Consider the following 24252-nt stretch of genomic DNA (forward strand, 5'->3'; position numbering starts at 1 on the left):
AGCGTGAAACAGCTTGACAGTTTCACCAATATGAAAAAAGCTTAGTCGATTTCAAATTTCGACGGACAGTCAATGTCGACCATTGCCGCAACGCAGCCGCTGCCGGAAACCCGGTCTTCGCCAGGCTTCCGTTTCGCTATGCTGCTGCCCGGCGGGCTGGTCACCTTTCTGCTGATCCTTTTCGCCCTTGGCTTGGTGTTCTTCCTTGCCTTCCGCGGCAATGACGGCTCGCTGCTGGGGGCTGGTTTTACCCTTGCGAATTTCGTCACTGTGGCCACCGATCCACTGTACTGGACGGTGACGCTGCGCTCGCTGGGCATCGCCGGCCTGGTCACGCTCGCAACCGTCGTCACCGCCTATCCCGTCGCCTATTATCTGGCTTTCCATGCCGGGCGGCGGCGTGGGCTGCTGCTGTTCCTGCTGACCCTGCCGTTCTGGACCAGCTATCTCCTGCGCGTCTTCGCCTGGAAGATCGTGCTTGCCTATAATGGCGTGCTGAACTCGGCGCTGATTGAAAGCGGCATCTGGTCGGAGCCGACATTGGCGTTCTTGAATACGCCGGCAGCAGTCGTCGTCACGCTCGCCCACGCTTATGCGCCATTCGCTATCCTGCCCATCTACGTGGCGCTGGACACGATCCCGAAATCGCTGCTCGAAGCCGCTTCCGATCTCGGCGCAAAACCGTTCACCAGCTTCCGCCGCGTCGTGCTGCCCAATTCGATGCCCGGCGTGCTGGCTGCGGCCCTCGTCGTTTTTGTGCCGACCGTCGGCGACTACGTCACCCCGGCGCTGGTCGGCGGCCCTGCCAGCACGATGATCGGCACACTGATCCAGGCCGAGTTCGGCAAGGCCAATGACTGGCCGTTCGGCGCCGCACTCGCCGTCGCCGTCATGCTTGTCATTCTCGCCGTGGTGCTGGTGGTGCGCTTCGCCGACCGCCGATACCGCAGCCGCACATGAACACAGCGCGTATCGATGCAAGGCAGGGCGGCGGCTGGCTCGGTGCCTATGTCCTTGCCTATCTGGTGTTCCTGTATTTGCCGATATTGCTGATCCCGCTGTTTTCCTTCAACAATTCCGTCCAGGCGGCATTTCCCCTGCAAGGCTTTACGCTTGAATGGTACGGCACGCTGTTAGGCAATTCGGCGCTGTCCGGTGCGCTCGCCAACAGCCTCGTCATCGGCGCCATTGCCGCCACCGGCGCCACGCTCTGTGGCATCACGGTGTCCTATATGGACCTCTACGGACGCTCGCCGCTGGCCGCCACCATCAGTGCCATAGCGCGGCTGCCGATCCTGATCCCAGGCGTCATCGTCGGCATATCGCTGCTCATCCTCGTCAACCTCGCCGGCTTTGGGCCGTCGCGCATTGCCATTGTGCTCGGCCACATATTGGTGGCGCTGCCGGCGACGGTGGTGGTCATGCGCAGCCGCTTCGCCGCCATCCCGAAGACCATCCGTGAGGCAGCGCTCGACCTCGGCGCCTCCGACTGGACGACCTTCAGGCGGGTGATGCTGCCACTCAGCCTGCCCGCCATTATCTCGGCGTTCATGCTGGCCTTCCTGACCTCGTTCGACGAGTTCATCGTCGCCTTCTTCCTTGCCGGTACCGAGCCGACGCTGCCGCTTTATATCTGGAGCCAGCTGCGCTTCCCGAAATCGCTGCCGACCGTCATGGCGCTGGGCACGGCGATCTTGGCCGTGTCCTTCGTCACCGCCGCACTCGCCGAAATCCTGCGCCATCGCGGGCTTGCCGCCGCTCAGCGGCCAGCGACCGCCAGCCTGTCAAAACCAGAAGAAACCGAAAGAGGAGAACTGCAATGGCATTCGACCTGAAATCGATAACGACAAAGACAGCGAAAACCGGACTGGCCGCCTTCGCGCTGGCGCTTGCGTCGACTGTCGCTTTTGCCGGCGACAAGCTGCAATATTTCACCTGGTCGGGCTATGAGCTGCCCGACTTCAACAAGAGCTTCCTCGCCGCGCACCCGGATGGTGTCGAAGCCTCGATGTTCGGCGACGACGATGACGCTTTCACCAAGGTCAAGGCCGGCTTCCGCCCCGATGTCGCGCACCCATGCTATGACAAGGTGGCGCGCTGGAACAAGGAAGGCCTGCTGCAGCCGATCGACACCAAGCGCATCAAGAACTGGGATTCGATCTTCCCGGTCTTCAAGAACCTGCCCGACCTGCAGGCCGGCGACGGCAAGGTCTGGATGGTGCCGTGGGACTGGGGCAACACCTCGATTCTCTACCGCACCGATCTGGTGAAGAACCCGGAAGCGAGCTGGAACCTGCTCTGGGACAAGCAATATGCCGGGCGCATGGCGACCATCGATGCCGTCCACGACACTCCGGTGGTGGCGGCCCTTCTTGCCGGCGTCAATCCATTCGACATGACGGCGGAACAGATGGACAAGGTTGCGGAGAAACTGCGCGAGCAGCGCCCGCTGCTCTCAAACTACACCACAGACATGACATCGGTCGAACAGGCGCTGGCCAGCGGCCAGCTGGTCGCCGCCATGACCTGGAATGCCTCGGCCACGTCGCTGAAGAAGCAAGGCGTGCCTGTCGAGTTCATGAAGCCGAAGGAAGGCATGCTTACCTGGGCTTGCGGTTTCGTCATGCTCAAGGACGCCAAGAACGTCGACCTCGCCTATGACTTCATCAACAGCCGGCTGGAAACGGACTCGGGCAAATACCTGATCCAGGCCTATGGCTATGGCAGCTCGACCAGCTCGGCTTTCGCTGCCGTGCCGAAGGAGGAGTTGGAGAAATTGCAGCTGCCCTCCGATCCGGAAGTGATGTTGAAGACCACCATCTTCACCGGGCCGATGAAACAGAATGATGAACTCGCCAAGATGTTCGAGAAGGTCAAGGCGGGCGGCTGAGCCTGCTTCTTCCTTCTCCCGCAAGGGGAAGGGAAAGCGTTGGCAAAAAGGACGAATGGATGGACATGCTGGACGAAGCGGCTGAGAAGCCGAAGGACGACGCCGACGTCAGGGTCGGCCGGCGCGTGCGGGCGCTCAGGCTGGAGCGTAATCTCTCGCTGGCCGAACTTGCAGCCAAAGCCGGCGTCTCGATCGGAGCGCTGAGCCAGATCGAGCGCGGCATGTCGTCATTGCGGGTCCGAGTGATCTGGCCGCTCGCCGCCGCCCTCGACATCGAGCCGTCCGCGCTGATCGCCGACGGCAACGACGCCGGCAACGATCTTTATTGTGTGCGCGCCAACAGCCGGCGTCAGATCCCGGTCAAGTCGGAAGGCATCGCCAAGTCGCTGCTGTCGCCGCCGGCTGCTGCGCTGACCGGCATGCTGGTGACGGTGGAGGCCGGTGGCGGCACCGCCGAAGCCTACGCCCATGCCGGCCATGAATTCGGGTTCGTCCTTTCGGGCGAGGTCGAGCTGGTGGTCGATTCGACCAGATACGGCCTGAAGGCCGGCGACAGCTTCGCCTTCAAGAGCACCTTGCTGCATGCTTTCCGCAATCCGGGCAGCGAGCGCTGCCAGATCCTGTGGGTCAACACGACCAAGCCGTCCGAGGTTCGCGATGGCACCTGATCCACTCGTCCGGCTGGACAAGGTCTCCAAGATATTCCCCGGCAGCATCGTCGGGCTCGATGCCGTCGATCTCGATATTTCGCGCGGCGAGTTCCTGACCCTGCTCGGACCATCCGGCTGCGGCAAGACCACCAGCCTGCGGGTCATCGCCGGCTTCGAAAGCCCGTCGAGCGGCAAGGTTCTGCTCGAAGGCCGCGACATCAGTGCGCTCAGGCCCTTCGACCGTCCGGTCAATACCGTATTCCAGGACTACGCGCTGTTCCCGCACATGAACGTCGCCGAAAATGTCGGCTTCGGCTTGTCGCTGCGCAAGCTCTCCGGTGCCGAACAGGCAAAGCGCGTCGGCGCAGCGCTCGACATGGTCGGCCTTGCTGAAAAGCTCGGCGCCCGCGTGTCCGAATTGTCGGGTGGCCAGCGCCAGCGCGTCGCGCTTGCCCGCGCCATCGTCTGCGAACCGCGCGTGCTGCTGCTCGACGAGCCGTTATCGGCGCTCGATGCGCATCTGCGCGAACAGATGCAGGTCGAATTGAAGCGACTGCAGTCGCGCCTCGGCACCACTTTCGTCATGGTCACGCACGACCAGACCGAGGCGCTGTCGATCTCTGATCGCATCGTCGTCATGAACAAAGGCCGCATCGAGCAGATTGCGCCGCCGGCGACCCTCTACGACCGGCCCGCCACCAAATTCGTTGCCAGCTTCATCGGCACGATGAACCTTCTGCAGTCGCGCTTCGTCGGTCGTGACGGCGAGCGCTTGCGGTTCGCCGCCGGCGCCCTGCCGCTGGAAGCGGTTTCGGAGACGGGCGAACTGCCTGGCGAGGGCACGGTGCGCACCATCGGCGTGCGTCCAGAGGATTTTTTGGCGACGACCGAAGCGGCGGCCGGCACTGTACCGGTGCGGGTGAACAGCATCGTCTTCCACGGCCGCACCTTGCGCCTTCATGCGGAGCTGGGGCAGGGGACACAGGTGGTGATCGACGCGCCGCGCCGGGCGGAGGGTTTTCAATTCAGCGTCGGCGACGTGGCGCATATCAGCCTGCGCCGTGGCGCCAACTGCCCTATGCTGTCCAGCTAGGCAACGGCCGCGAATACGCCGACCGGGCGATCCACGATTTCCTCGAGATCAAGGGCATCATCGGCGACGGCGCCTGAGCCATCAACATACGGCCGACCGAAATGTGGTTGCGAGCGTTGGTGCTGCCAGTACCGGCGCTCGTATCATTTTCGTTTGATTTGTTCCCTTTTTGTTCTATTCTGCTTGGCTGGGCGGGAATGGCTTTGAGAGGAGCAATGAACATGAATGAGCTGCCCGCATTCAGGATCACCGAAAACGGCCAAGCCGTGTTCAACTGGCAGGAGCTGGATCGGCGCTGGAATGACCGGCTGTTCTTCGCCATTCTTCTTGAAAGTACGATCGCCGTGCCGCTTGCACGCCGGGCCGCCGTCTGGCGGCGAGAATCGGGATTGCGAGGGCAAGTGTTTCCGGCGGAACGCCTGCACATCTCGCTTATTGGGCTCGGCGACTATGATGGACTGCCGGAGGAATTGGTCAAAATCGCCCGCCACGTCGCCTCGATGGTCCAGGCGAAACCGTTTGAGGTGTCGTTCGATCGGTTGTCGGCTTTCGGCGGCGGTGCGTTGGTGCTGCGTGGCAGCGACGGCGTCCCGCCGCTGCAAGCGTTCTGGCGCAATCTTACCGCCCTGATCGCCGACAGCCCGCTGAAGCCCTTTGTGGGGAGCTCCTTTGAACCTCATGTTACATTGCTTCGTGACAAATTGCGGGTTCAAAGGGTTCGAGAACGGGCGATCGAACCCATCAGCTGGACCGTACGTGACTTTGTGCTCATCCGCAGTCTGATCCGGCAAGGCCGGTACGAAGAGCTCGGGCGCTGGCGGTTGAACGGCCACGACGATTCCGTGGCCGCAATGTGAGCCAAGCCAGGGTCCCCTCAGATCGTCTTGACGTAGCCCGCCAACTGATCCGCCACCGTGCCCCAGCCGTCGTAAAAGCCCATCTCCTCGTGGCTGTTGCGCGTGGCTTCGTCGCGGTGGATAGCGGTCGCGGTGTAGCGCGTCGCCTCGCCCTGCGATTGCAGCGATATGACGGCTGTGATGAATGGGTCGCCTGACGGCCGGTAGCCGGGCAGCAGCGCATCGGTCCACACCAGCCGCTCGTTCTGGACGATCTCGAGGTAGCAGCAACGCCTGTCGTTGACCTCCTTGCCGTCGGGCGACTGCATGCGGGTGCGGAACAGACCGCCGGGCCGCAGGTCGATCTCGCAATCGGTGATGATCCACGGCTTCGGCGTGAACCATTGGCGGACATGCTCGGGCTTCGTCAAGGCCGTCCACAGCAGTTCTCGTGGCGCCTCGATCGTCCGTTCGAGCACGAGGTCGAGCTTCGGATCGGGTTGAAAAAACGCGACCATATTCATCTGTCTGTCTCCTTGAGTTTCAGCACGTAGTCGTCGAACTGGTCGAGACGGCGCTCCCACAGCTCACGCTGCTCGGCCAGCCAGCTTTCCGCGAGCTTCAGCGGCTCCGGCGCAAGCCGGTAGGTCCTGACGCGGCCGGCCTTCTCCGAACGCACCAGCCCGCAGCCTTCCAAAACCCTGAGATGCTCGATGAAGGATGGCAGGGCCATCTCGAACGGCTGGGCAAGCTCGCTGACCGAGGCGGGGCTTCGGTTCAGCCGCTCGACCACGCGCCGCCGGGTCGGATCGGCGAGCGCACGGAAAATGCCGTCGATCGGTGGGGGGCTTTCGGTCTGCAGGCTCGTCATGGTCATTTCCTTGCCTCGGCCATTCCGCGTGACCAAAATTAGCTCGGGAAAATAGTTAGGAAAATTCCTTACTATTGGCAAGCGCAAAAATCACGGATGCCTGGCAAGGCAGCTGGAAAAGTGAGAGGCACGGTTTTAGGGTGCCATCAGATTCGACCGATCCGAGGAAGCGTTTTGACGATCACCATGTACGGCATCACCAATTGCGATACGGTCAAGAAGGCGCGTTCCTGGCTGGCGAGCCATGATGTTGCCTATCGCTTTCACGATTACAGGGCAGACGGGCTTGACGCGGATCGGCTGAACGGCTGGTCAGGCAAGGTCGGCTGGGAAATCCTGCTCAACAAGGCGAGCACGACGTTTCGCGAACTGTCGGACGAAGACAGGATGGGTCTAGATGAAAAGAAGGCCAAGGCGCTGATGCTGGCCAAACCGACGATGATAAAGCGACCGGTGCTGGAACTTGGCGATCGCATCCTGGTTGGCTTCAAGCCTGATGTTTATCAAGCGGCGATCCGTAGGAAGTAGGACCGACCCGCCGCGATCCGTCGCGCCCCCCTCTGTCCTGCCGGACATCTCCCTCTCTAGTGGGGAGATTGGATGTCACTTCGGCTTTCGCTAGTCTCCAAAGAAGGGCGCTTTCGGCGAAGCTGCCAATCTCCCCCCTTGAGGGGGAGATGTCCGGCAGGACAGAGAGGGGTGCTGTCCCGCCGGCGTGACTAATTGTTCTCACGCAAATAGCTAGCCAGTGCCACCGCATTGTTGTGCGCCTCGTCATGGGCGCCGTAGAGCAGCGTCACCTTGCCTTCACGGAGCAAGGCGCGCAGTTCCGCCACCGCCTCGCCGTTCCGTTCGAGCTCATCGCGGTATCGCCGCTGGAACTCCGCCCAGCGCGCCGGCTCATGGCCGAACCATTTGCGCAACGCGTCGCTTGGCGCGATGTCCTTTAGCCAGGCCGTCAGCGCCGCGTCCTGCTTGGCGATGCCGCGCGGCCATATGCGATCGACGAGCACCCGCTGCCCGTCATCGGGCGCCGGCGGCTCATAGATGCGCTTGACCGCGAGCTCCATTGCCAACTCCGCATGGGCCAGCAGGCGCCGATGCTTGCTGGCCTTCGCTTAGCGATCCCGGGCCTAAACCCACTCGCCCTTGCGCATCACCGGCACGCGGCTGCCGTCCTTGTGGATGCCGTCTATGTCGATCTTGTCCGAGCCGATCATCCAGTCGATGTGGATGAAACTCTTGTTGCCGCCGCGCGCCGCGATCGCGTCCTGGCTGAGCGAGGCGCCATCGACGAAGCACTTCGAGTAGCACTGGCCGAGCGCGATGTGGCAGGCGGCGTTCTCGTCGAACAGCGTGTTGAAAAACAAGAGCCCGCTCTTGGCGATCGGCGAGGAATGCGGCACCAGCGCCACCTCGCCGAGACGGCGCGAGCCCTCGTCGGTATCCAGCACCTTTTGCAGCACATTCTCGCCCTTCGTGGCCTTGGCCTCGACGATGCGGCCCGCCTCGAAACGCACCGCAATGCCGTCGATCAGGGTACCCTGATAGGACAGCGGCTTGGTGCTGGTGACATGGCCTTCGACGCGCCTTGCATGCGGCGTGGTGAAAACCTCTTCGGTCGGGATGTTGGGGTTGCAGGTGATGCCGTTCTTGGCGGTCGAGGCGCCGCCCATCCACTCGTGGCCATCGGCCAGCCCGACGGTCAGGTCAGTGCCGGGGCCGGTGAAATGCAGCGCGTGGAAATTGTGGCCGTTCAGCCATTCGGTGCGGCTCTTCAGCGCCGCATTGTGCGCCGTCCAGTTGCCGATCGGGTCTTCGACGTCCACCCGCGAGGCGGCAAAGATGGCGTCGGCGAGCTTGGCCACGGCGACGTCTTCGGCGTCGTCCGGAAACACTTGTTTGGCCCAGGCCTGATCGGGATAAGCCACGATGTTCCAGTTGATGTCGAAGCCGGTGATCTTCTCCAGCGCCGGCTGGTAGGCCATCGAATTCGCCTTGTTGGCACGCGCCACCTTTGCCGGGTCCTGAGAAGAAAGCAGCGACGGATCCTCGCCGCGCACGGCAAGCCTCGCCGCATTATTGGCGAAGGCTTTTGCCATGCCTTCAAAGAGCCAGCCGGCGGCGCGGTCGAAGCCGGCGTCGGCGCCGTAGCGGAAGCGCGCCAGCGTGATCTCGTCATCGTTGAAGATCGGCGTCACCAGGCCCGCACCTGCCTTGTAGGCGTGCTCGACGATCCGCCGCGTCAGAGGCAGCGCGGCGATAGACGAGGTCAGCACCAGATCCTGCCCCGGCTGCAATTGCAGCCCGACCTTGACGGCGACCTCCGCCAGCCTGTCGAGCTTTACCGGGTCGATGGTTGCGGAAACGCCGCGCGAATGTGTGGTCATGATCCTGCCTGCCGTGATTGGGGGACTGTGTCTTACATAGACCGGCGCTACCGACCTTTCCACTCTGATGACGCCGGCAGCCCTAGCACTACTTTGGCAGATTTTTAGTTCCGGGAGCGTTTCGAGGATTCCCAAGAGCGGTTTTGCGTGATTCATGAGAGGTCGGCTGTTGGAGGGGCCGGCCATGAACAGGGATTGGCAACTCGATCTGGAGCGGTGGCTTGAGCCGTTCGTCTCGGCGTTGAGGCACAAGACGCGTGCGCGGATGTGTCCGGCCTATATTGCTGGGCTGATTGGCCTTGGGGATCGCAAGAGCGTCCAACCGATGGCTGCGCGCGACGCAGGCGTCAACTATGACCAGCTGCACCACTTCATCGCGAGCGGCGTGTGGGATGCTGCGCCGCTGGAGAAGGTGCTGCTCGCGGAGGCCGACAGACAAGTTGGCGGGAACGATGCGTGGCTGATCGTGGACGACACCGCGCTCCCCAAGAAGGGGCGCCACTCGGTCGGCGTCGCGCCGCAATATGCCTCGGCACTTGGCAAGAACGCCAACTGCCAGACGCTGGTGTCGCTGACGCTGGCCTCTGGCGAAGTGCCGGTCATGGTGGGGCTGCGACTGTTTCTGCCCGAGAGCTGGACTTCCGATCCCGCCCGGCTCGACCGTGCCGGTGTGCCCGAGGACCATCGTGCCTACAGGACCAAGCCCGAAATCGCGCTGGCCGAGATCGACCGGGCTCGCGCAGCCGGCTTACGCTTTGGCTGCGTGCTCGCCGATGCCGGATATGGCTTGAGCGCCCCCTTCCGGCAGGCGCTCACCGAGCGCGGCCTTACCTGGGCCGTCGGTATCCCGTTCAAGCAGAAGGTCTATGCCGCCGACGTGGCGATGATCTTCCCCGTTGCCGGACACGGCCGCCCGCGCCGCCGGCATATCCCCGATGTGAAGTCGATGGCCGCGCAGGCGATGCTGGAAAAAGCCCAATGGCGGACGGTCAGTTGGCGGCGTGGCACCAAAGGCCGCCTCTCGGCCCGCTTCGCCGCTGTCCGTGTCCGGGTTGCAGATGGCCCACCCCAGCGCATCCGCGACATGGGCGCTCAGCATCTGCCTGGCGAGGAGGTCTGGGTGATCGGCGAGCACCGCTCGACCGGCGAGCGCAAATACTACCTCTCCAACTTGCCCGCCGACACCCCGCTCAAGCAGATCGCAGGCGCCATCAAGGCGCGCTGGGTCTGCGAACAGGCGCATCAGCAGCTCAAGGAGGAACTTGGCCTCGACCACTTCGAGGGGCGCTCATGGACGGGCCTGCACCGGCACGCGCTGATGACGATGATCGCCTACGCCTTCCTGCAATCTCGCCGCCTCAAACAAGCGGGAGGGGGAAAAAAGAATCCTCGGCCCGCCGCCCCAACCGAGCCTACCCGCCGTCAGGCAAGCCATCCTCACCGCGCTCGCGCAGCCGCCCCCAATCCGTTGTCCCCACTGCCGCAGAACCATCTCCGCTAAAAATCTGCCAAAGTGCTAGCTGGCCCTCTCGAGCGATCTGAACTGCGCCATCGTCGCCTCGATCTCTTCGCGCATCCAGGTCTTGAAATCCCTGACCTTGCGGCTTTCGCCCTTGCTGGCCGAAGTCACCAGCCAATAGCCGAGGCCGCTCTGCGCGCGTACGCCGAACGGCGCGACGAGCCGGCCGTCGGCCAGTGCGTCGGCGGCCAGCAACTGCCAGCCGAGCATGACGCCGTGACCGGCAATCGCCGATTCCAGGCACAGCATCGGATCGGTGAAGCGCGCGCCCTTCATGAAGGTGACCGGCTCCACCCCCGCCGCTTCGAACCAGCTCCCCCAGCTGATCATCGATCTTTCGTCGGTGATCGCACAGGTCAAAGCAAGGTCCTCGATCGATTTCAGCTTGCTGGCGATCACCGGTGCACAGACCGGAAACACCTCCTGCGCCAGCAGCAATTCTGCCCGCCCGCCCGGCCATTTGCCGTCGCCGAGCCGGATGGCGACGTCGATGTCCGAGCGATCGAGATCGGCAAGCCGCACCGAGGCATCGATGCGCAGGAGCACGTTCGGATGGCGGGCGAAATGCCGCGACAGCCGCGGCAGCAGCCATTTCGAGGCGAAAGCCGGCGCCACCGAAACCACCAGCGTGCACTCCGAGCTTTCATCGGCAAGCGCTACCGCCTGTGCGAGCTCGCGGAAGCCTGCGCTGAGCCGCGCGGTAAAGACGGTGCCGAATTCCGTCGCCACCAGGCCAGCTGGCGTTCGTTCGAACAGCGCCCGGCCGAGCTGCTTTTCGGTCCGGTTGATCTGCTGGCTGACGGCGCTGACCGAGACGTTGAGCTCGCCGGCCGCCGCCGCGAGCGAGCCCAGGCGGGCGACGGCTTCGACGGCGCGCAAGCCGTTGAGATGGACACGGTTCAGCATAGCCATACAGTTTTTCTAAACTCGTACGGCTTAAATCTCAATTGCCAGGCGCTGCCGAATGCCGGATTTTAGGTGGGTTACTCAGAGTGAGGAGGCAAATCCGATGAAGATTTTATCATGGCTCGGCGCCTTTTCCCCAATCGGAATGCAGCCACACCGGCATGACAGCGAGGCCACCAACTGGGTGACCGATCCGCTGTCGCATCCGGTGCTCGACACCATGTCGGAGCGCGAACTAGCCGACATGCCGTTCAGGCTGACTGCGGGTCGTACTCACTTTGAGACGGCCCCGCCAAGGACCTGCTGCGGCTAAACAAGGACTTGCTGGCACTTCAGGCGAGCCAGCCGCCGACGCGGCCGCGAACACTTCTGGCCCAATAAAAGGCGGATTGTCTCACTGGCAGGCGCACCTATGGTGCACCGCGATGAACATCGCTTCGCCCTTGCGTCTGGCAATCGCCGGCATGATCGCCCTGGCCGTCGCCATGGGCATCGGCCGCTTCGTCTATACGCCGATCCTGCCCGGAATGATGGAAGAGCTCGGCCTGTCGCCGGCCGATGCCGGCTGGATCGCATCGGCCAATTATCTCGGCTACCTCGTCGGCGCGCTTGCCGCCACCGGCGGCTGGGCGCAAGGCCGCGAGCGCCAGCTGATGCTGGCCGGCCTCGCCGCCACTGCGATCCTCGCCGGCCTGATGGGCCTGACCGGCACGATGCCCGTCTTTCTCCTCATCCGCTTTCTTGCCGGCCTCGCCAGCGCCTTCGTATTGGTCTTCATGACCAGCATCGTTTTTGGTCATCTCGCCGCAGCCGGGCGAAACGACCTGCAGGCGCTGTATTTCGGCGGAGTCGGCCTCGGCATCGCGGCGTCTTCGGCGCTGTTGGCAGTCCTCGTCACCGAACATGCCGGCTGGGCTGCGGGCTGGCTGTGGTCGGCGGTGATTTCAGCCTGCGGCTTTGCCGCCGTCGCCTTGCTGGCCGGCGGCACCTCGGCCGCGAACAGCACCACCGGGAGCGAGCCGGCACTGCCGAAAGACCGGTCGCTGGTGAAGATCATCGTCGCCTACGGCCTGTTCGGCTTCGGCTACATCGTCACGGCAACGTTCCTGGTCGCCATCGTCCGCCAGGGCGGCGGCGGCCGCGTCTTCGAGGCGGTGGTCTGGATGGTCACCGGCCTTGCCGGTTTCCCCTCGGTCTGGCTGTGGCAGAAGCTTACGGCCAGGATCGGGCTCTATGCCACATACGCGCTGGGGTGCCTGGTCGAGGTGGTCGGCGTCAGCGCCAGCGTCGCCATGGGCGGGCGCACCGGGCCGCTGCTCGGCGGCCTTCTTGTCGGCGGCACCTTCATCGCCATCACCGCGCTTGGCCTGCAGGCCGGCAGGCAGCTTGCTCCGCAAGCACCACGCCGGATGCTGGCGGTAATGACGGCCGCCTTCGGCCTTGGCCAGATCATCGGCCCGATCGTCGCCGGGCTGCTTGCGCAGGCCTCCGGTAACTTTTTCCTTGCCTCGATCGTGGCCGCCGCCGTCCTGCTCGCTTCCGGTACGATCGCCTGGTCGGCTGCGCCAAAATCGCCATGATTATGGTCTTGCTCGGTTGCGGGCATCGGGCACAGGCATTTTCTTTCCCACTAATGTGTGACTTTATGCCCGCTGAACCCCGCTGATTTGCGCATCGACCGAGGATTTCGCCACAGTGTTCGTATCGTTTTTTCCGCAGCCGAAGCTGTTCTTCAGTTCGGTCGCCGTCTGGAGCCTCGCGGCCGTTCTGTTTTGGTTTTTTGGAGGAGAGCAACTTGGAGCAGTGTTTGGACTGCCCCCGATGGCCGCCGGCGTCGACAAGATCATTGGCGTGTCGCTCTTTTGGTCGAAGCCATTTCTCTGGTTCTATATATATTTTGCGGCTGTCGTCCTCATCTTCTACGGCTTTTGGGCCTGGTACCGACCTCATCCATGGCGGAATTGGTCGATCCTTGGCACCTCACTGATTCTCTTTGTGATCTATTACCAGGTGCAGGTAAATGTCGCCTTCAATGACTGGTATGGCCCTTTCTACGATCTTATTCAGAAGGCTTTAGGCACACCGTACTCTACGACGCCGTGGGACTTCTATATCCAACTGCTGACAATCATGTGGATTGCGCTTCTGGCTGTGACCGTTGGCGCCCTCAACCGGTTTTTTGTAAGTCATTGGATATTTCGTTGGCGCACCGCAATGAACGAATACTACATGACCAACTGGGAAAGATTGAGGCGCATCGAAGGTGCGTCCCAGCGTGTTCAAGAAGACACGATGCGCTTCTCCAGCACGATGGAGGATCTGGGCGTAAGCTTAGTCGGGTCCATCATGACACTGATAGCGTTCCTTCCCGTGCTGCTGCATCTCTCTGAAAACGTCACGGAACTGCCGATTGTCGGCACGGTGCCTTACTCCCTGGTCCTTGTAGCAATCCTTTGGTCGGCCTTCGGAACTACTTTCTTAGCTGCGGTAGGAATCAAACTGCCGGGTCTCGAATTCCGCACCCAACGCGTCGAGGCAGCCTACCGCAAAGAATTGGTCTATGGTGAGGACGATGCAGATCGCGCCCAACCGCCAACTGTCGCTGACCTTTTTAGAAGCGTAAGAAGCATCTATTTTCGTAAATATTTCCACTACTTATATTTTAACGTCGCTAGAATATTCTATCTACAGATCGACAATATATTTCCATATATTGTTCTTGTTCCTACGATGGTCGCGGGAAAGATCAAGCTCGGCGCTCTGAACCAGATTCTCAACTCCTTTGAGCAGGTCCGATCTTCATTTCAGTATCTGGTCAATGCCTGGCCGACGGTCGTGGAACTGATCTCGATCTACAAGCGCCTGCGCGCCTTCGAGGCGACGCTCGAGGGCGAGCCACTGCCCGAAATCGACCAGCGTTATCTCGAACGTGAGCAAGCCGGCTTGCGCCCTGAGGATCAGCCGGTAAGCTAAAAAGTATCGGGCGGCGATCACTTGCGGCTCAGCCGCCCACCGCCGCCTGCCTTTCGCCTCGCCGCGAAACATAATCGCGAAAGCTGATGCACTCGACGTCCGCTTTGACGCAGACCTCGCCGGCAAAGCCTTCCAGCGCGTTCCAGTAGGCGCCGTCATTCATCAGCGTGAAATGGAAGCCGAGCTCAAGCGGAATGCGCTTGCCCTGGTATTGCGCATCGAAGGCGGCGCGGAACGCGTGATAGGTCCGGTCAGCGAACTCTTCTGCCATGCTCGGCCGCTCGAAGCCGCCGGAATGTCTGACATAGAGATTGTAGTCCATGGCGATCACCCGCCTTGAGCTCGGCCCTTCCGGGATCTGCGGCAGCGAAAAGCGCGTGATGCCGTTGACGGTCGGCGGCTCGACCGGCCCGCGCGAAACGCCGCTTGCGTCGAGCAGGAAACCGGCCGCGGGCAGCGCCTCGTAAAGCGCCTTGTTTGCCGACAGATAAGGCGCGCGAAACCCGACCACCGATTTGCGGGCGAAATCGCGCCAGCCCTTCGGTTCAGCAGCAATGCCGTTGATCGAATAGGCGTTTTCGAGAACATGCCTGAAGGCGCCAAATTCGCTCAGCCAGTCGGCCTTGCTCCAGTCCTTGCCGTCGAAATGGCCGCAGCCATGGCTGCCGATGTCGTGGCCTTCCGAGGCCGCAAGGTTGATCTGCTCGAGCCGCTCGGCAACTTCCTGTTTGGAGGCGGCAAAGCCGATATTCGATTTGCCTTCTGTCTTGCCGGGTGCGGTGTATTCCTTGCGTGTCTCGGGCGACAGCAGGAACACGCAGGAGACAAAATAGGTGAAATGCGCACCCGTGCGCGCGGCCAGCGCCCGGCTGCGCTGCCACTGCGAAATGTCGCGGGCGCTGTCGAATGAGATGATGACGATCTGCTTCGGTTTTGCCGGCGGCGCCGGCGGGTCGGCAAAAGCCGCGCTGGCAGCAAATGCGGAAAACGCAACAACGCGGGACAAACGGGGCAAAGGCATCTGACCGGGTCAAGGAATGTAGAAGCGACGCCTACCGGTGAAATATGGCACGGGTACGATCGACCTGTCGGCCGCCGTTGGCGGCGACTGCCTCGTGAATAGGCGATTTTCCTGCCGAACCCCTTCCATGCCGGCAAAATTTCGCTAAAACGCGGGCTCATCAACCGCCCCGCCCGGGGCATGAATGGTTTTGATCATGTCGGACGACAGTTTTATCCGCGAAGTCAACGAAGAGATTCGTCGCGATCAGGCGCATGCGCTGTGGGACCGTTTCGGTCCCGCCTTGCTCGTGCTGGCCGTGCTGGTGGTGCTCGGCACTGCTGCCGTCGTCGGCTACCGCTATTGGGACGAGACCCGCGCCAACCGCTCGGGCGATGCTTTTTCGCAGGCGCTCAAGCTCGCCAATGACGGCAAGAACGACGAGGCGCTTGCCGCGCTGGAGGGGCTGGAGAAGGACGGCTACGGCGCCTATCCGCTGCTCGCCCGCATGCGTGCGGCAACCGTCAAGGCGGACAAGGGCGACGTCGATGCCGCCGTCAAGGATTTCGACGAGGTCGCCGCCGACACCAAGATTCCCTCCGGCATTCGCGACATGGCGCGCCTCAGGGCAGCGCTGCTTCTGGTCGACCATGGCTCTTTCGCCGATGTCTCCAGCCGCGTCGAGGCGCTTACCGCCGACACCAACACGCTGCGCCATACGGCGCGCGAAGCACTTGGCCTTGCCGCCTGGAAGGAAGGCAAGGCGGCGGATGCATTGAAGCTGTTCGACCAGATCGCCGCCGATGACGGCGCCCCGCGCAACACGCGCGAGCGGGCGACGTTGATGTCGGAGCTGATCCGCGGCTCGGGCGGTGTATCGTAACAACGGATGACTTTCAAAGTCGCCATCATCGGCCGGCCTAACGTCGGCAAATCGACCCTTTTCAACCGGCTGGTGGGAAGGAAGCTGGCGCTTGTCGACGATACGCCGGGCGTCACCCGCGATCGACGCGTCCATGCCGCAAAACTCTACGATCTGCATTTCGACGTCATCGATACCGCCGGCTTCGAGGATGCGGCCGCCTCGACGCTGCCCGGCCGCATGCGCGCGCAGACCGAGATCGCCATCCGCGAGGCCGACCTGATCTTTTTCACGATCGATGCCAAGTCCGGGCTGATGCCCGACGACAAGACCTTCGCCGAGATCGTGCGCAAATCCGGCAAGCCGGTTGTCGTCGTCGCCAACAAGGCCGAGGCGCGCGGCGCCCAGGGCGGCATGCTGGAGGCCTGGGAGCTCGGCCTTGGCGAGCCGATCCCGGTCTCGGCCGAACACGGCCAGGGCCTGCCCGATCTGCGCGATGCGGTGATCGCGGCACTGGGCGAGGCGCGCGCCTTCGGTGAGGACGAAGAGGCCGGTGAGGAGGAGGTCGCCGCCAGCGAGGTGCTGATCGGCGAAGACATCACCGACCCGGACGCAGAGCCGAGCTATGACGACACCAAGCCGATGCGCATCGCCGTCGTCGGCCGTCCCAACGCCGGCAAGTCGACGCTGATCAACGCGCTGATCGGCGAGGAACGGCTGTTGACCGGCCCCGAGGCCGGCATCACCCGCGATTCCATCTCGGTCGACTGGGACTGGCATGGCCGCCGCTTAAAACTGTTCGACACCGCCGGCATGCGCCGCAAGGCCAGGATCCACGAAAAGCTCGAAGTGATGTCGGTGCAGGACGGCTTGCGCGCCATCCGCTTTGCCGAGATCGTCATCATCGTGCTCGACGCGACTATTCCCTTCGAGAAGCAGGATCTGCAGATCGCCGACCTGATCATCCGCGAGGGCCGTGCCCCGGTGATCGCCTTCAACAAATGGGACCTTATCGACCATCCCCAGGAGTTGCTGGCCGAGCTGCGCGAAAAAACCGAGCGGCTGTTGCCGCAGGCGCGCGGCATGCAGGCGGTGCCGGTCTCGGCCGAGACCGGGCGTGGCCTCGACAAGCTGATGGATGCTGTCATCAGGACGCATCGCGTTTGGAACAGCCGCGTGTCGACCGGCAAGCTCAACCGCTGGCTGGAAGGCATCCTGGCGCATCACCCGCCGCCCGCCGTCGCCGGACGCCGGCTGAAGATCAAATATGTCACGCAGGCCAAGACGCGGCCGCCGGGCTTCGTCGTCTCCTGCTCACGGCCCGACGCGATGCCGCAATCCTATGTCCGCTATCTCTCGAACAGCCTGCGCGAGGCTTTCGACATGCCCGGCGTGCCGATCCGCATCGCCTTGCGCACCTCGGACAACCCATTCGCCAGCAAGGCAAAGAAGCGCCGCTGAGCGCCACTTCTCCTCTACGCCACGTTGCGCAGGACAGGCGCTGTTTGCGTCTGCGGCAACGCTTCCAGCGCCGCCTGCAGCAGGATGTCGCCAAGCCGCGCCGCCACCGGGTCGGGCTCGGCCTCCTTGCGATGCAGGAACAGCGCCATCTTGGGCAAAGCGGGCAGCCCGGCGATCCCCGGCGTCATCGCCCTGACGGTGGCCGGCAGGCCGATATCGGTGCGGATCGTCAGTCCGAGCCCGGCGGCGACGGCTGCCCAGATACCGCCAAGGCTCGGGCTGGAGAAGGCCATCCGCCATGCCAGACCAGCGCGGTCCAGGGTTTCGGTCGCCACGCTGCGGAGCAGGCACGGCGCTTCGAGCGCCACCAGCGGCAAAGGCTCGCCATCGCGCAGGCTGGTCTCGATCTGTTTTGCCGGGCCGATCCAGCGCATCTGGACGTCGGCGACATGCCGGCTGTAGGGCAGCGTCGCGCCATTGTGCCAGGCAAGCGCGATATCGAGGCTGCCCGAAATGATCCGTTCGGCAAGCTCGTGGCTGCGTGCGATCCTGGCTTCGATCTTGACCTTGGGATGGGCGCGGGCGAAGCGCCCGAGCACCTCCGGCAGGACCGCCTCGCCGAAATCCTCCTGCAATCCAAGCCGCACCCAGCCCTCCAGCTCGACGTCGTGGATGGCGGACGCGGCCTCGTCGTTGAGCTCGATCAGCCTGCGCGCATAGCCCAGCATGGTCTCGCCTGCCTCGGTCAGCGCCAGGCTGCGCCCCGACTTGCGGAAGATCGGCGTCGCCGCCTGCTCCTCCAGTTTCTTCAATTGTGCGCTGATTGCCGAGGTCGAGCGGCCGAGCCGGTCGGCGGCCTTGGCGAAGCTGCCCAACTCCATACCGGTGACGAAGCTGCGCAGGACGTCGAGATCGAATGTCACGCGTCGCATGGCAATAATCCTGATATTTGGGACATTACGTCAAAAACTTCCTGATATTCAGGACGAAGCTATGGCGATAGAGACAGCGCGTCAAGACCGAACGCAACCAGCCCATGCAGGAGCTGAACCATGTCTGCTGTCGCCACAGGACCAGATTGCAAACCGCTTCGCCCAGGCGCCGTTGCCGCCCCGTCGGAAGCGGCGGCACTTCGAGCCAATCATCGCTGGAAGGTGCTGGGCATCGGCGTCGCCGCCAATGCCTGCTTTTCCGCGACCTTCTCCGGCATTCCGGCGACGGCGGTGTTCCTGCGCTCGGGCTATCATCTCTCCAATGGCGAACTCGGCATGGCGCTTGGTCTTCTCGGCCTGGGCGTAGCGCTGAGCGAATTGCCGTGGGGACTGCTGACCGATCGCTGGGGCGACCGCCGCGTGCTGCTGACCGGGCTCGGCGCAACCACGGTTTGGCTGCTTGTCATGGCCGCGCTGATCGTGCCGTCACCGGCCCACATTCCCGGCATCGCGCTTCTCGCCGCTGCCCTGCTGGTCACCGGATTGCTCGGCGGCAGCGTCAACGGCTCCAGCGGCCGTGCCATCATGGCCTGGTTCGGCGAAGGCGAGCGCGGCTTTGCCATGAGCATCAGGCAGACGGCGGTGCCGCTTGGCGGCGGGCTTGGCGCGCTCGTGCTGCCGTCGCTCGCTTCGGCCCATGGCTTCACGGCGGTCTTCGGACTTCTGGCGGCTGCGTCCGCCGTCTCGACCTCTCTCGCCTGGCGCTGGCTGCATCAGCCACCGGTGCATGACGATGCCAATTCGAGCAGCACGGCATTGCCGGCCGGCCCGGCGCCGCTGCGCAACCCGGCCGTCTGGCGCATCGCAACAGCCATCGGCCTGCTGTGCTTTCCGCAGGTGGCGGTGCTCACCTTTGCTTCCGTCTTCCTGCATGATTTCGCCGGCATGGGAACAGCCGTGATCAGCGCCAGCCTCGCCACCGTGCAGGTCGGCGCCATGGTCATGCGCGTCTGGAGCGGCCGCTACACCGACCGTCACGGCAACCGCCGGTCGTTTCTGCGTCTGTGCAGCCTGTTGAGCCTGATCGCCTTCACCGTGCTTGCGGCGCTCGTCTTGTTGGCGGCCCAATTCTTGTCAGGCCAAGTGCCGATGCTGTCGCCGGCGATCGTCGCGATGCTGGTCGTGGCCGGCATTTGCGTCTCCTCCTGGCATGGCGTCGCCTACACCGAGCTTGCGACGCTGGCCGGCGCGAGCCAGGCCGGAACGGCGCTCGGCCTCGCCAACAGCCTGGTCTTTATTGCCTTCTTCCTGGTGCCGATCGCCATTCCCGGACTTCTCGTGCTCTGCTCGTGGGCAGGCGTCTGGCTGGGTGCGGCTATTTGCGCACTGATCGCCTGGCCGATCTTTCTTCCGTCAAGCGATGGCCGCAAAAGCGCCTGACTTCGACATGAGATGGGAAAACAACGTTCTAAGCTGTTAACGCCCCATCAAGGTTAATGCATCATTGTAGCTCTCCAGTGGGGTCCGTTGCGTTTCTGGAGAGTTCCGTGCATCGACGTGTTTTGACGCGGCTTGTCGCCGCCGCCGGTGACAAAAAACGTTCCTTCCTGTCTCCGTTTATTATTGGCCTTGGCATCTGGATCGGCTTTCCGACGGTCGCTGCCTATCAGGACATGACAAGCCTGGTCTCCGGCCTTGAGGCGCCGAGCGTCCGCTGGAACGCCTATGTCGAGAAGTCCGTCGCCGGCTCCGTTCACGCCGCCGAAATGCCCTTCCTCGATTCCAGCAGCACCGGCTCGCTCTCCGGCTCCGGCGTCCAACTGCCCGGCATCGGCTCCGTCTCGTTTCGCGGCAAGGGCGGCATCGCCGGCACGACGCCGGACGAGAACCGTATCACGCGTGCCGACAAGAAGGGCCGCATCATCCAGGTCTCGCCCGTCTCGCCGCCGAAGAACTTCAACGCCGGCTCGATCTTCGAGCGCACCTCCTCACTGCTCCGCCCAAGCATGGACAGCGGCCTGAGGATGGCTTTCGCCAAGCCCGAGATCAAAGGCAAGGAAATCCAGATCGCCGCCGCCTTCCACACGCGCGTCGACAAGAAGCCGGATCCCGGCGTGCCGGCGATGCTTGCCGCGCTGGTCAACAACGATCATCCCGACGTGCTGGCAACCGCCTATGCCTCGTCGGCTCCCGACTATGCCAAGGCATCGCCTTTCGAGGCCTTGCTGCAGGACGAGGACCCGAACGATGGCCGCTTCATTCCACCGCTGAGCAAGGGCGATCATTCTTGGATGCAGACGCCGCTGCCGGCGAGCGTCTTTTCCAAACCGGAGCAGGCCTGTCTCGCCAACGGCATCTATTTCGAGGCGCGCGGCGAATCCGTGCGCGGCCAGGCCGCCGTCGCCCAGGTCATCCTCAACCGCGTCCGCAACCCGGCCTATCCGAACTCGATCTGCGGCGTCGTCTACCAGAACGACAACTGGTTCAACCGCTGCCAGTTTTCCTTCGCCTGCGACGGCAGGAAGAAGCGCATCGACAATCCCGCCGCCTACAAGACCGCCCAGGATGTCGCCATGGCCGTCACAGCCGGCAAGATATTCATTCCGGAAGTCGGCTCGTCGACCCATTATTACGCCAACTACGTCCATCCGGGCTGGGCGAGGACGATGAAGAAAACGACCAGGATCGGCCTGCATATCTTCTACCGCACCTATGGCGGCGGCTGGAGCTGAGTGCTCGGGCAGCCCTTGCATCTTTCGCGGGAGAGCGGCCGATCGAAGACCCGTCGTCGTGGGGATTCGGCCGCAGCCCGCCAGAGACCGCGTCGGGCACGATGTCGCACCCAAGCAAGTAGCTGATTTATAACGAAAAAATACTTGAGCTTGAACGTCCGCTCGTGGCTTGACGGGCGCGGACCCTCTAACTATGTTGCCGGCGACTTTAAGAAGCGGACGGACGGTGACGGTCTGACCGGGCAGGGGGGTTGCGTGGCCGACAAGAATGGGCCAGACGGAACCGGAAAAACCGGCCGCGGCAAGCAGCATGAAGCCGACATCCGCGACGACGATCTTGAGCGCCGTCGGCGCGACCTTGAAGCATCGCTTGCGACAAGGCGGCCGGACCGGCTCGAGGGGAAAGACGACGCGAAAGCGGGCAGTGTGGCCGGGTACGGCCAGGCGCTCAAGCTGTCCAGCGAGTTCATCGCCGGGATAGTGGTCGGCGCGGCTCTCGGCTGGTTTATCGATCGCGTGGCGGGGACATCGCCATGGGGTCTGATAGTCGGGCTGTTGCTGGGTTTTGGCGCCGGCGTGCTCAATGTCCTGCGTTCAGCCGGGCTTGTGTCGGAATTCGGAACGGGCGACAAACCGCGCGATCCGAAAGAATGAATTGAGGCGCCGCATGCCGGCGCATTGAACAGGATACTCAAGCCGTCTGCGGCTTCGATGGGGATTTAAAGTGGCTGCTGACAAGGTCGATCCGATCCACCAGTTCCAGATTCAGCCGATCATTCCGATTCACATCGGCGGCTACGACCTGTCTTTCACCAATTCGGCTCTGTTTATGCTTGCGACGGTTGCTGTTGCATCGGCGTTTCTCTACCTCAGCACGTCGAGCCGCAGCCTCGTTCCCGGCCGCCTTCAGTCGGTCTCGGAAATGGCCTATGAATTTGTCGGCAATATGCTGAGGGACGCCGCGGGCACGCAAGGCATGAAGTTCTTCCCCTTCGTGTTCTCGCTGTTCATGTTCGTGCTTGTCGCCAACCTGCTTGGCCTGTTCCCATATTTCTTCACCATCACCAGCCACATCATCGTCACCTTCGGCCTCGCTGCGCTGGTGATCGGAACGGTCGTCGTCTACGGCTTCACCAAGCACGGCTTTGGCTTCCTGAAGCTGTTCGTCCCGCATGGCGTGCCGGTCTACCTGCTGCCGCTGGTGGTGCTGATCGAGGTGATTTCCTTCGTCTCGCGTCCGGTCAGCCTCTCGGTTCGTCTGTTCGCCAACATGCTTGCCGGTCACATCACGCTGAAAGTGTTCTCGGGCTTTGTCGTCAGCCTGAGCGCGCTCGGCGCGGTCGGCGTGGCGGGCTCGGTTCTGCCGCTGGCGATGGCCGTGGCGCTGACGGCGCTGGAGCTGCTGGTCGCGTTCCTGCAGGCCTACGTCTTTGCCGTGCTGACTTGCATGTATCTCAACGACGCCCTGCATCCCGGGCACTAACAAGGTTTCCGGCATTGCCGCCGGATCGAATTTGCAACGGAATTTTAGATCCAAAGGAGTTGAACAAATGGACGCAGAAGCAGCAAAGTACATCGGCGCCGGCATCGCATGCCTCGGCATGGGCGGCGCGGGCATTGGCCTCGGCAACATATTCGGCAGCTATCTGGCGGGCGCGCTGCGCAACCCGTCGGCCGCCGACGGCCAGTTCGGCCGCCTGATTTTCGGCTTCGCCGTGACCGAAGCGCTGGGTATTTTCTCGCTTCTCATCGCGCTTCTCGCCCTGTTCGGCTGAATACTTGTTCGGCTGAACATTGGGAAGAATTGAACAGGCCGGCCGCGATCCTGCGGCGGGTCTGAATTTCGGGGATAGTCCATGTTCGTGACATCTGCCTTTGCGCAAGAGTCCGCGCCCGCCGCAACGGAAGGCGAAACGCACGCCGCCACCGGCGTGCCTGCCGAGGCGCACGGCACGTTCCCGCCATTCAATCCGGCGACGTACCCGTCACAGCTGCTGTGGCTGGCAATCACTTTCGGGCTGTTCTACCTCTTCTTGAAGCGGGTAGTGATGCCGCGCGTCGGCGGCATCATCGACGTGCGCAACGACCGCATCACGCAGGATCTCGATCATGCTGCCCGGCTGAAAGGCGAGGCCGATGCCGCCGTTGCCGCCTATGAGCAGGAATTGGCGGAAGCCAAGGGCAAGGCCAATGCGATCGGCCAGCAGGCCAACGATGCGGCCAAGGCGGAAGCCGAGGCTGCCCGCAAGACGATCGAGGCAGCGCTTGACCAGAAGCTTGGCGAGGCCGAGGCGCGCATATCTTCCATCAAGGCCAATGCCATGAAGGAAGTCGGCACGATCGCCGAGGACACCGCTTCGGCCATCGTCGAGGCGCTGGTCGGCGGCAAGGCCAGCAAGGCCGAGATCGCGGCCGCGGTCAAATCCGTGGCCGGGTGAGGAGCGCATCATGGACGCCACATCTCTCGCGACGCTTTGGGCAACCGTTGCCCTCATAATCTTCCTCGGCATTGCCATCTACATCAAGGTGCCGGGCATGATCGCCAAGGCGCTCGATGCCCGTGCCGACAAGATCAGCAGCGAACTCGAGGAAGCGCGCCGGTTGCGCGAAGAGGCCCAGCAGTTGCTCGGCCAATATCAGCGCAAGCGCAAGGAAGCCGAGCAGGAGGCCGCGGCCATCGTCGCCGCCGCCAAGCGCGAAGCCGACATGCTCGCCGCCGAGGCGCACAAGAAGACCGAGGATTATGTCGCCCGGCGTACCGCCTTGGCAGAGCAGAAGATCGGCCAGGCCGAGCGCGAGGCGATCGGCGAAGTGCGCGCCAGCGCCGTCGACATCGCGGTCGAAGCCGCGCGCGCGCTGCTGGCCGGCAAGATCGACGCCAAGGCCGGCGCCGACCTTTTCAACGCCTCGCTGCAGGATTTGAAGTCGAAGCTGAATTAAGCGACGTCGTCGAGAAATTCATCCAAGGCCGCCTGGGAAACCTGGCGGCTTTTTTGTTAGCGAAAGCGGCTGAGCGCAAATCTCCCCCTGTAAGGCAGGGCTATCGCATATGAGTGATGGCATTGATGAGATAGTCGTCGTTCCAGGCGCATTTCTTGATGCGATGGCTGATGGGAACTTTGGCAGCATCGGCGGCC

26 protein-coding genes and 1 pseudogene are annotated in these 24252 nt (G+C 63.1%); 20 read left to right on the top strand and 7 right to left on the bottom strand.

Annotation, left to right across the window (positions count from 1 at the left end; translation table 11 throughout):
- Window positions 1-72 precede the first annotated feature (72 nt).
- The 6 genes from NKJ09_RS05540 (at window position 73) to NKJ09_RS05565 (ending at window position 5490) form a co-directional block, all read left to right on the top strand.
- Entirely contained in the window at window positions 73-960 is an 888-nt protein-coding gene (locus NKJ09_RS05540) for an ABC transporter permease (RefSeq protein WP_352484081.1), read from the top strand.
- Window positions 957-1835, top strand: coding sequence for an ABC transporter permease (locus NKJ09_RS05545; RefSeq protein ID WP_023716833.1), 879 nt, complete (start codon window positions 957-959; stop codon window positions 1833-1835). Before NKJ09_RS05540 ends, NKJ09_RS05545 begins: the two co-directional genes overlap by 4 nt.
- A complete protein-coding gene (locus tag NKJ09_RS05550; protein WP_352484080.1) occupies window positions 1820-2890 on the top strand; it encodes an ABC transporter substrate-binding protein in 1071 nt (356 codons plus the stop codon). The genes NKJ09_RS05545 and NKJ09_RS05550 overlap by 16 nt, the downstream gene beginning before the upstream one ends.
- A 59-nt stretch (window positions 2891-2949) precedes the next feature.
- Entirely contained in the window at window positions 2950-3558 is a 609-nt protein-coding gene (locus NKJ09_RS05555) for a cupin domain-containing protein (RefSeq protein WP_023716835.1), read from the top strand.
- Window positions 3548-4633 carry an ABC transporter ATP-binding protein gene (locus NKJ09_RS05560; protein WP_023716836.1) on the top strand — a complete coding sequence of 362 codons (1086 nt, stop codon included), beginning with the start codon at window positions 3548-3550 and terminating at the stop codon, window positions 4631-4633. Before NKJ09_RS05555 ends, NKJ09_RS05560 begins: the two co-directional genes overlap by 11 nt.
- Before the next feature lie 221 nt (window positions 4634-4854).
- The gene (locus tag NKJ09_RS05565) at window positions 4855-5490 is read left to right on the top strand and encodes a 2'-5' RNA ligase family protein (protein WP_352484078.1); all 636 of its coding nucleotides are present in this window, start codon (window positions 4855-4857) and stop codon (window positions 5488-5490) included.
- A gap of 17 nt (window positions 5491-5507) precedes the next feature.
- Here NKJ09_RS05565 and NKJ09_RS05570 read toward each other — a convergent pair whose 3' ends face one another.
- Together NKJ09_RS05570 and NKJ09_RS05575 are read right to left on the bottom strand one after the other, a co-directional pair.
- Window positions 5508-5987: an SRPBCC family protein gene (locus NKJ09_RS05570; RefSeq protein ID WP_023716838.1), complete on the bottom strand. Its 480-nt coding sequence runs from the start codon at window positions 5985-5987 to the stop codon at window positions 5508-5510.
- 2 nt (window positions 5988-5989) lie between these two features.
- Window positions 5990-6340, bottom strand: coding sequence for an ArsR/SmtB family transcription factor (locus NKJ09_RS05575; RefSeq protein ID WP_031193345.1), 351 nt, complete (start codon window positions 6338-6340; stop codon window positions 5990-5992).
- 174 nt (window positions 6341-6514) lie between these two features.
- Between NKJ09_RS05575 and NKJ09_RS05580 the strand changes: the two genes are divergently transcribed.
- Window positions 6515-6868 (top strand): ArsC family reductase, encoded by a 354-nt coding sequence (locus tag NKJ09_RS05580; protein ID WP_352494015.1) that lies wholly within the window; start codon window positions 6515-6517, stop codon window positions 6866-6868.
- A gap of 191 nt (window positions 6869-7059) precedes the next feature.
- Here the strand turns inward: NKJ09_RS05580 and NKJ09_RS05585 are convergent, their stop codons facing one another.
- Window positions 7060-7416: a DUF488 domain-containing protein gene (locus NKJ09_RS05585; RefSeq protein ID WP_023716841.1), complete on the bottom strand. Its 357-nt coding sequence runs from the start codon at window positions 7414-7416 to the stop codon at window positions 7060-7062.
- Window positions 7417-7473: 57 nt separating this feature from the next.
- Window positions 7474-8730 (bottom strand): aminopeptidase, encoded by a 1257-nt coding sequence (locus NKJ09_RS05590; RefSeq protein ID WP_352762433.1) that lies wholly within the window; start codon window positions 8728-8730, stop codon window positions 7474-7476.
- A gap of 147 nt (window positions 8731-8877) precedes the next feature.
- Between NKJ09_RS05590 and NKJ09_RS05595 the strand changes: the two are divergent.
- Window positions 8878-10231, top strand: a pseudogene (locus NKJ09_RS05595) (IS701 family transposase).
- Between the two features lie 15 nt (window positions 10232-10246).
- On the opposite strand, the gene NKJ09_RS05600 reads toward NKJ09_RS05595, so the two are convergent.
- Window positions 10247-11161, bottom strand: coding sequence for a LysR substrate-binding domain-containing protein (locus NKJ09_RS05600; RefSeq protein ID WP_352496673.1), 915 nt, complete (start codon window positions 11159-11161; stop codon window positions 10247-10249).
- 97 nt (window positions 11162-11258) lie between these two features.
- Here NKJ09_RS05600 and NKJ09_RS05605 point away from each other — a divergent pair, with 97 nt between their 5' ends.
- The 3 genes from NKJ09_RS05605 (at window position 11259) to sbmA (ending at window position 14128) form a co-directional block, all read left to right on the top strand.
- Window positions 11259-11468 carry a hypothetical protein gene (locus tag NKJ09_RS05605; RefSeq protein WP_352496674.1) on the top strand — a complete coding sequence of 70 codons (210 nt, stop codon included), beginning with the start codon at window positions 11259-11261 and terminating at the stop codon, window positions 11466-11468.
- A 112-nt stretch (window positions 11469-11580) separates the two neighbouring features.
- Window positions 11581-12735 (top strand): YbfB/YjiJ family MFS transporter, encoded by a 1155-nt coding sequence (locus tag NKJ09_RS05610; protein ID WP_352496675.1) that lies wholly within the window; start codon window positions 11581-11583, stop codon window positions 12733-12735.
- Window positions 12736-12850: 115 nt separating this feature from the next.
- Window positions 12851-14128, top strand: a complete 1278-nt coding sequence (sbmA, locus tag NKJ09_RS05615) for a peptide antibiotic transporter SbmA (protein ID WP_352762436.1) — start codon at window positions 12851-12853, stop codon at window positions 14126-14128.
- Between the two features lie 28 nt (window positions 14129-14156).
- Here the strand turns inward: sbmA and NKJ09_RS05620 are convergent, their stop codons facing one another.
- Window positions 14157-15143, bottom strand: coding sequence for a polysaccharide deacetylase family protein (locus tag NKJ09_RS05620; protein ID WP_352496680.1), 987 nt, complete (start codon window positions 15141-15143; stop codon window positions 14157-14159).
- Between the two features lie 202 nt (window positions 15144-15345).
- Between NKJ09_RS05620 and NKJ09_RS05625 the strand changes: the two genes are divergently transcribed.
- Together NKJ09_RS05625 and der are read left to right on the top strand one after the other, a co-directional pair.
- Window positions 15346-16011, top strand: a complete 666-nt coding sequence (locus tag NKJ09_RS05625) for a tetratricopeptide repeat protein (protein WP_352484127.1) — start codon at window positions 15346-15348, stop codon at window positions 16009-16011.
- A 6-nt stretch (window positions 16012-16017) separates the two neighbouring features.
- Window positions 16018-17451, top strand: a complete 1434-nt coding sequence (der, locus tag NKJ09_RS05630) for a ribosome biogenesis GTPase Der (RefSeq protein WP_352496677.1) — start codon at window positions 16018-16020, stop codon at window positions 17449-17451.
- A 14-nt stretch (window positions 17452-17465) separates the two neighbouring features.
- Here der and NKJ09_RS05635 read toward each other — a convergent pair whose 3' ends face one another.
- Window positions 17466-18383 (bottom strand): LysR substrate-binding domain-containing protein, encoded by a 918-nt coding sequence (locus NKJ09_RS05635; RefSeq protein WP_352515631.1) that lies wholly within the window; start codon window positions 18381-18383, stop codon window positions 17466-17468.
- A gap of 120 nt (window positions 18384-18503) precedes the next feature.
- Between NKJ09_RS05635 and NKJ09_RS05640 the strand changes: the two genes are divergently transcribed.
- The 7 genes from NKJ09_RS05640 (at window position 18504) to NKJ09_RS05670 (ending at window position 24055) form a co-directional block, all read left to right on the top strand.
- Complete coding sequence (locus tag NKJ09_RS05640; RefSeq protein WP_352496678.1) at window positions 18504-19823, top strand: MFS transporter; 1320 nt, start codon at window positions 18504-18506, stop codon at window positions 19821-19823.
- Window positions 19824-19930: 107 nt separating this feature from the next.
- The gene (locus tag NKJ09_RS05645) at window positions 19931-21115 is read left to right on the top strand and encodes a cell wall hydrolase (protein WP_352496679.1); all 1185 of its coding nucleotides are present in this window, start codon (window positions 19931-19933) and stop codon (window positions 21113-21115) included.
- A 255-nt stretch (window positions 21116-21370) separates the two neighbouring features.
- Window positions 21371-21769: an AtpZ/AtpI family protein gene (locus NKJ09_RS05650; RefSeq protein WP_023716852.1), complete on the top strand. Its 399-nt coding sequence runs from the start codon at window positions 21371-21373 to the stop codon at window positions 21767-21769.
- 70 nt (window positions 21770-21839) lie between these two features.
- Window positions 21840-22598, top strand: coding sequence for a F0F1 ATP synthase subunit A (locus NKJ09_RS05655; RefSeq protein WP_023716853.1), 759 nt, complete (start codon window positions 21840-21842; stop codon window positions 22596-22598).
- A gap of 67 nt (window positions 22599-22665) precedes the next feature.
- Window positions 22666-22890, top strand: a complete 225-nt coding sequence (locus NKJ09_RS05660) for a F0F1 ATP synthase subunit C (RefSeq protein ID WP_006206606.1) — start codon at window positions 22666-22668, stop codon at window positions 22888-22890.
- 81 nt (window positions 22891-22971) lie between these two features.
- Window positions 22972-23553: a F0F1 ATP synthase subunit B gene (locus NKJ09_RS05665; RefSeq protein WP_023716854.1), complete on the top strand. Its 582-nt coding sequence runs from the start codon at window positions 22972-22974 to the stop codon at window positions 23551-23553.
- 10 nt (window positions 23554-23563) lie between these two features.
- Window positions 23564-24055 carry a F0F1 ATP synthase subunit B gene (locus NKJ09_RS05670; RefSeq protein ID WP_023716855.1) on the top strand — a complete coding sequence of 164 codons (492 nt, stop codon included), beginning with the start codon at window positions 23564-23566 and terminating at the stop codon, window positions 24053-24055.
- The last annotated feature ends 197 nt before the right edge of the window (window positions 24056-24252 follow it).

The sequence above is a fragment of the Mesorhizobium sp. M0189 genome, assembly GCF_040322135.1.
Taxonomy (GTDB): Bacteria; Pseudomonadota; Alphaproteobacteria; order Rhizobiales; family Rhizobiaceae; genus Mesorhizobium.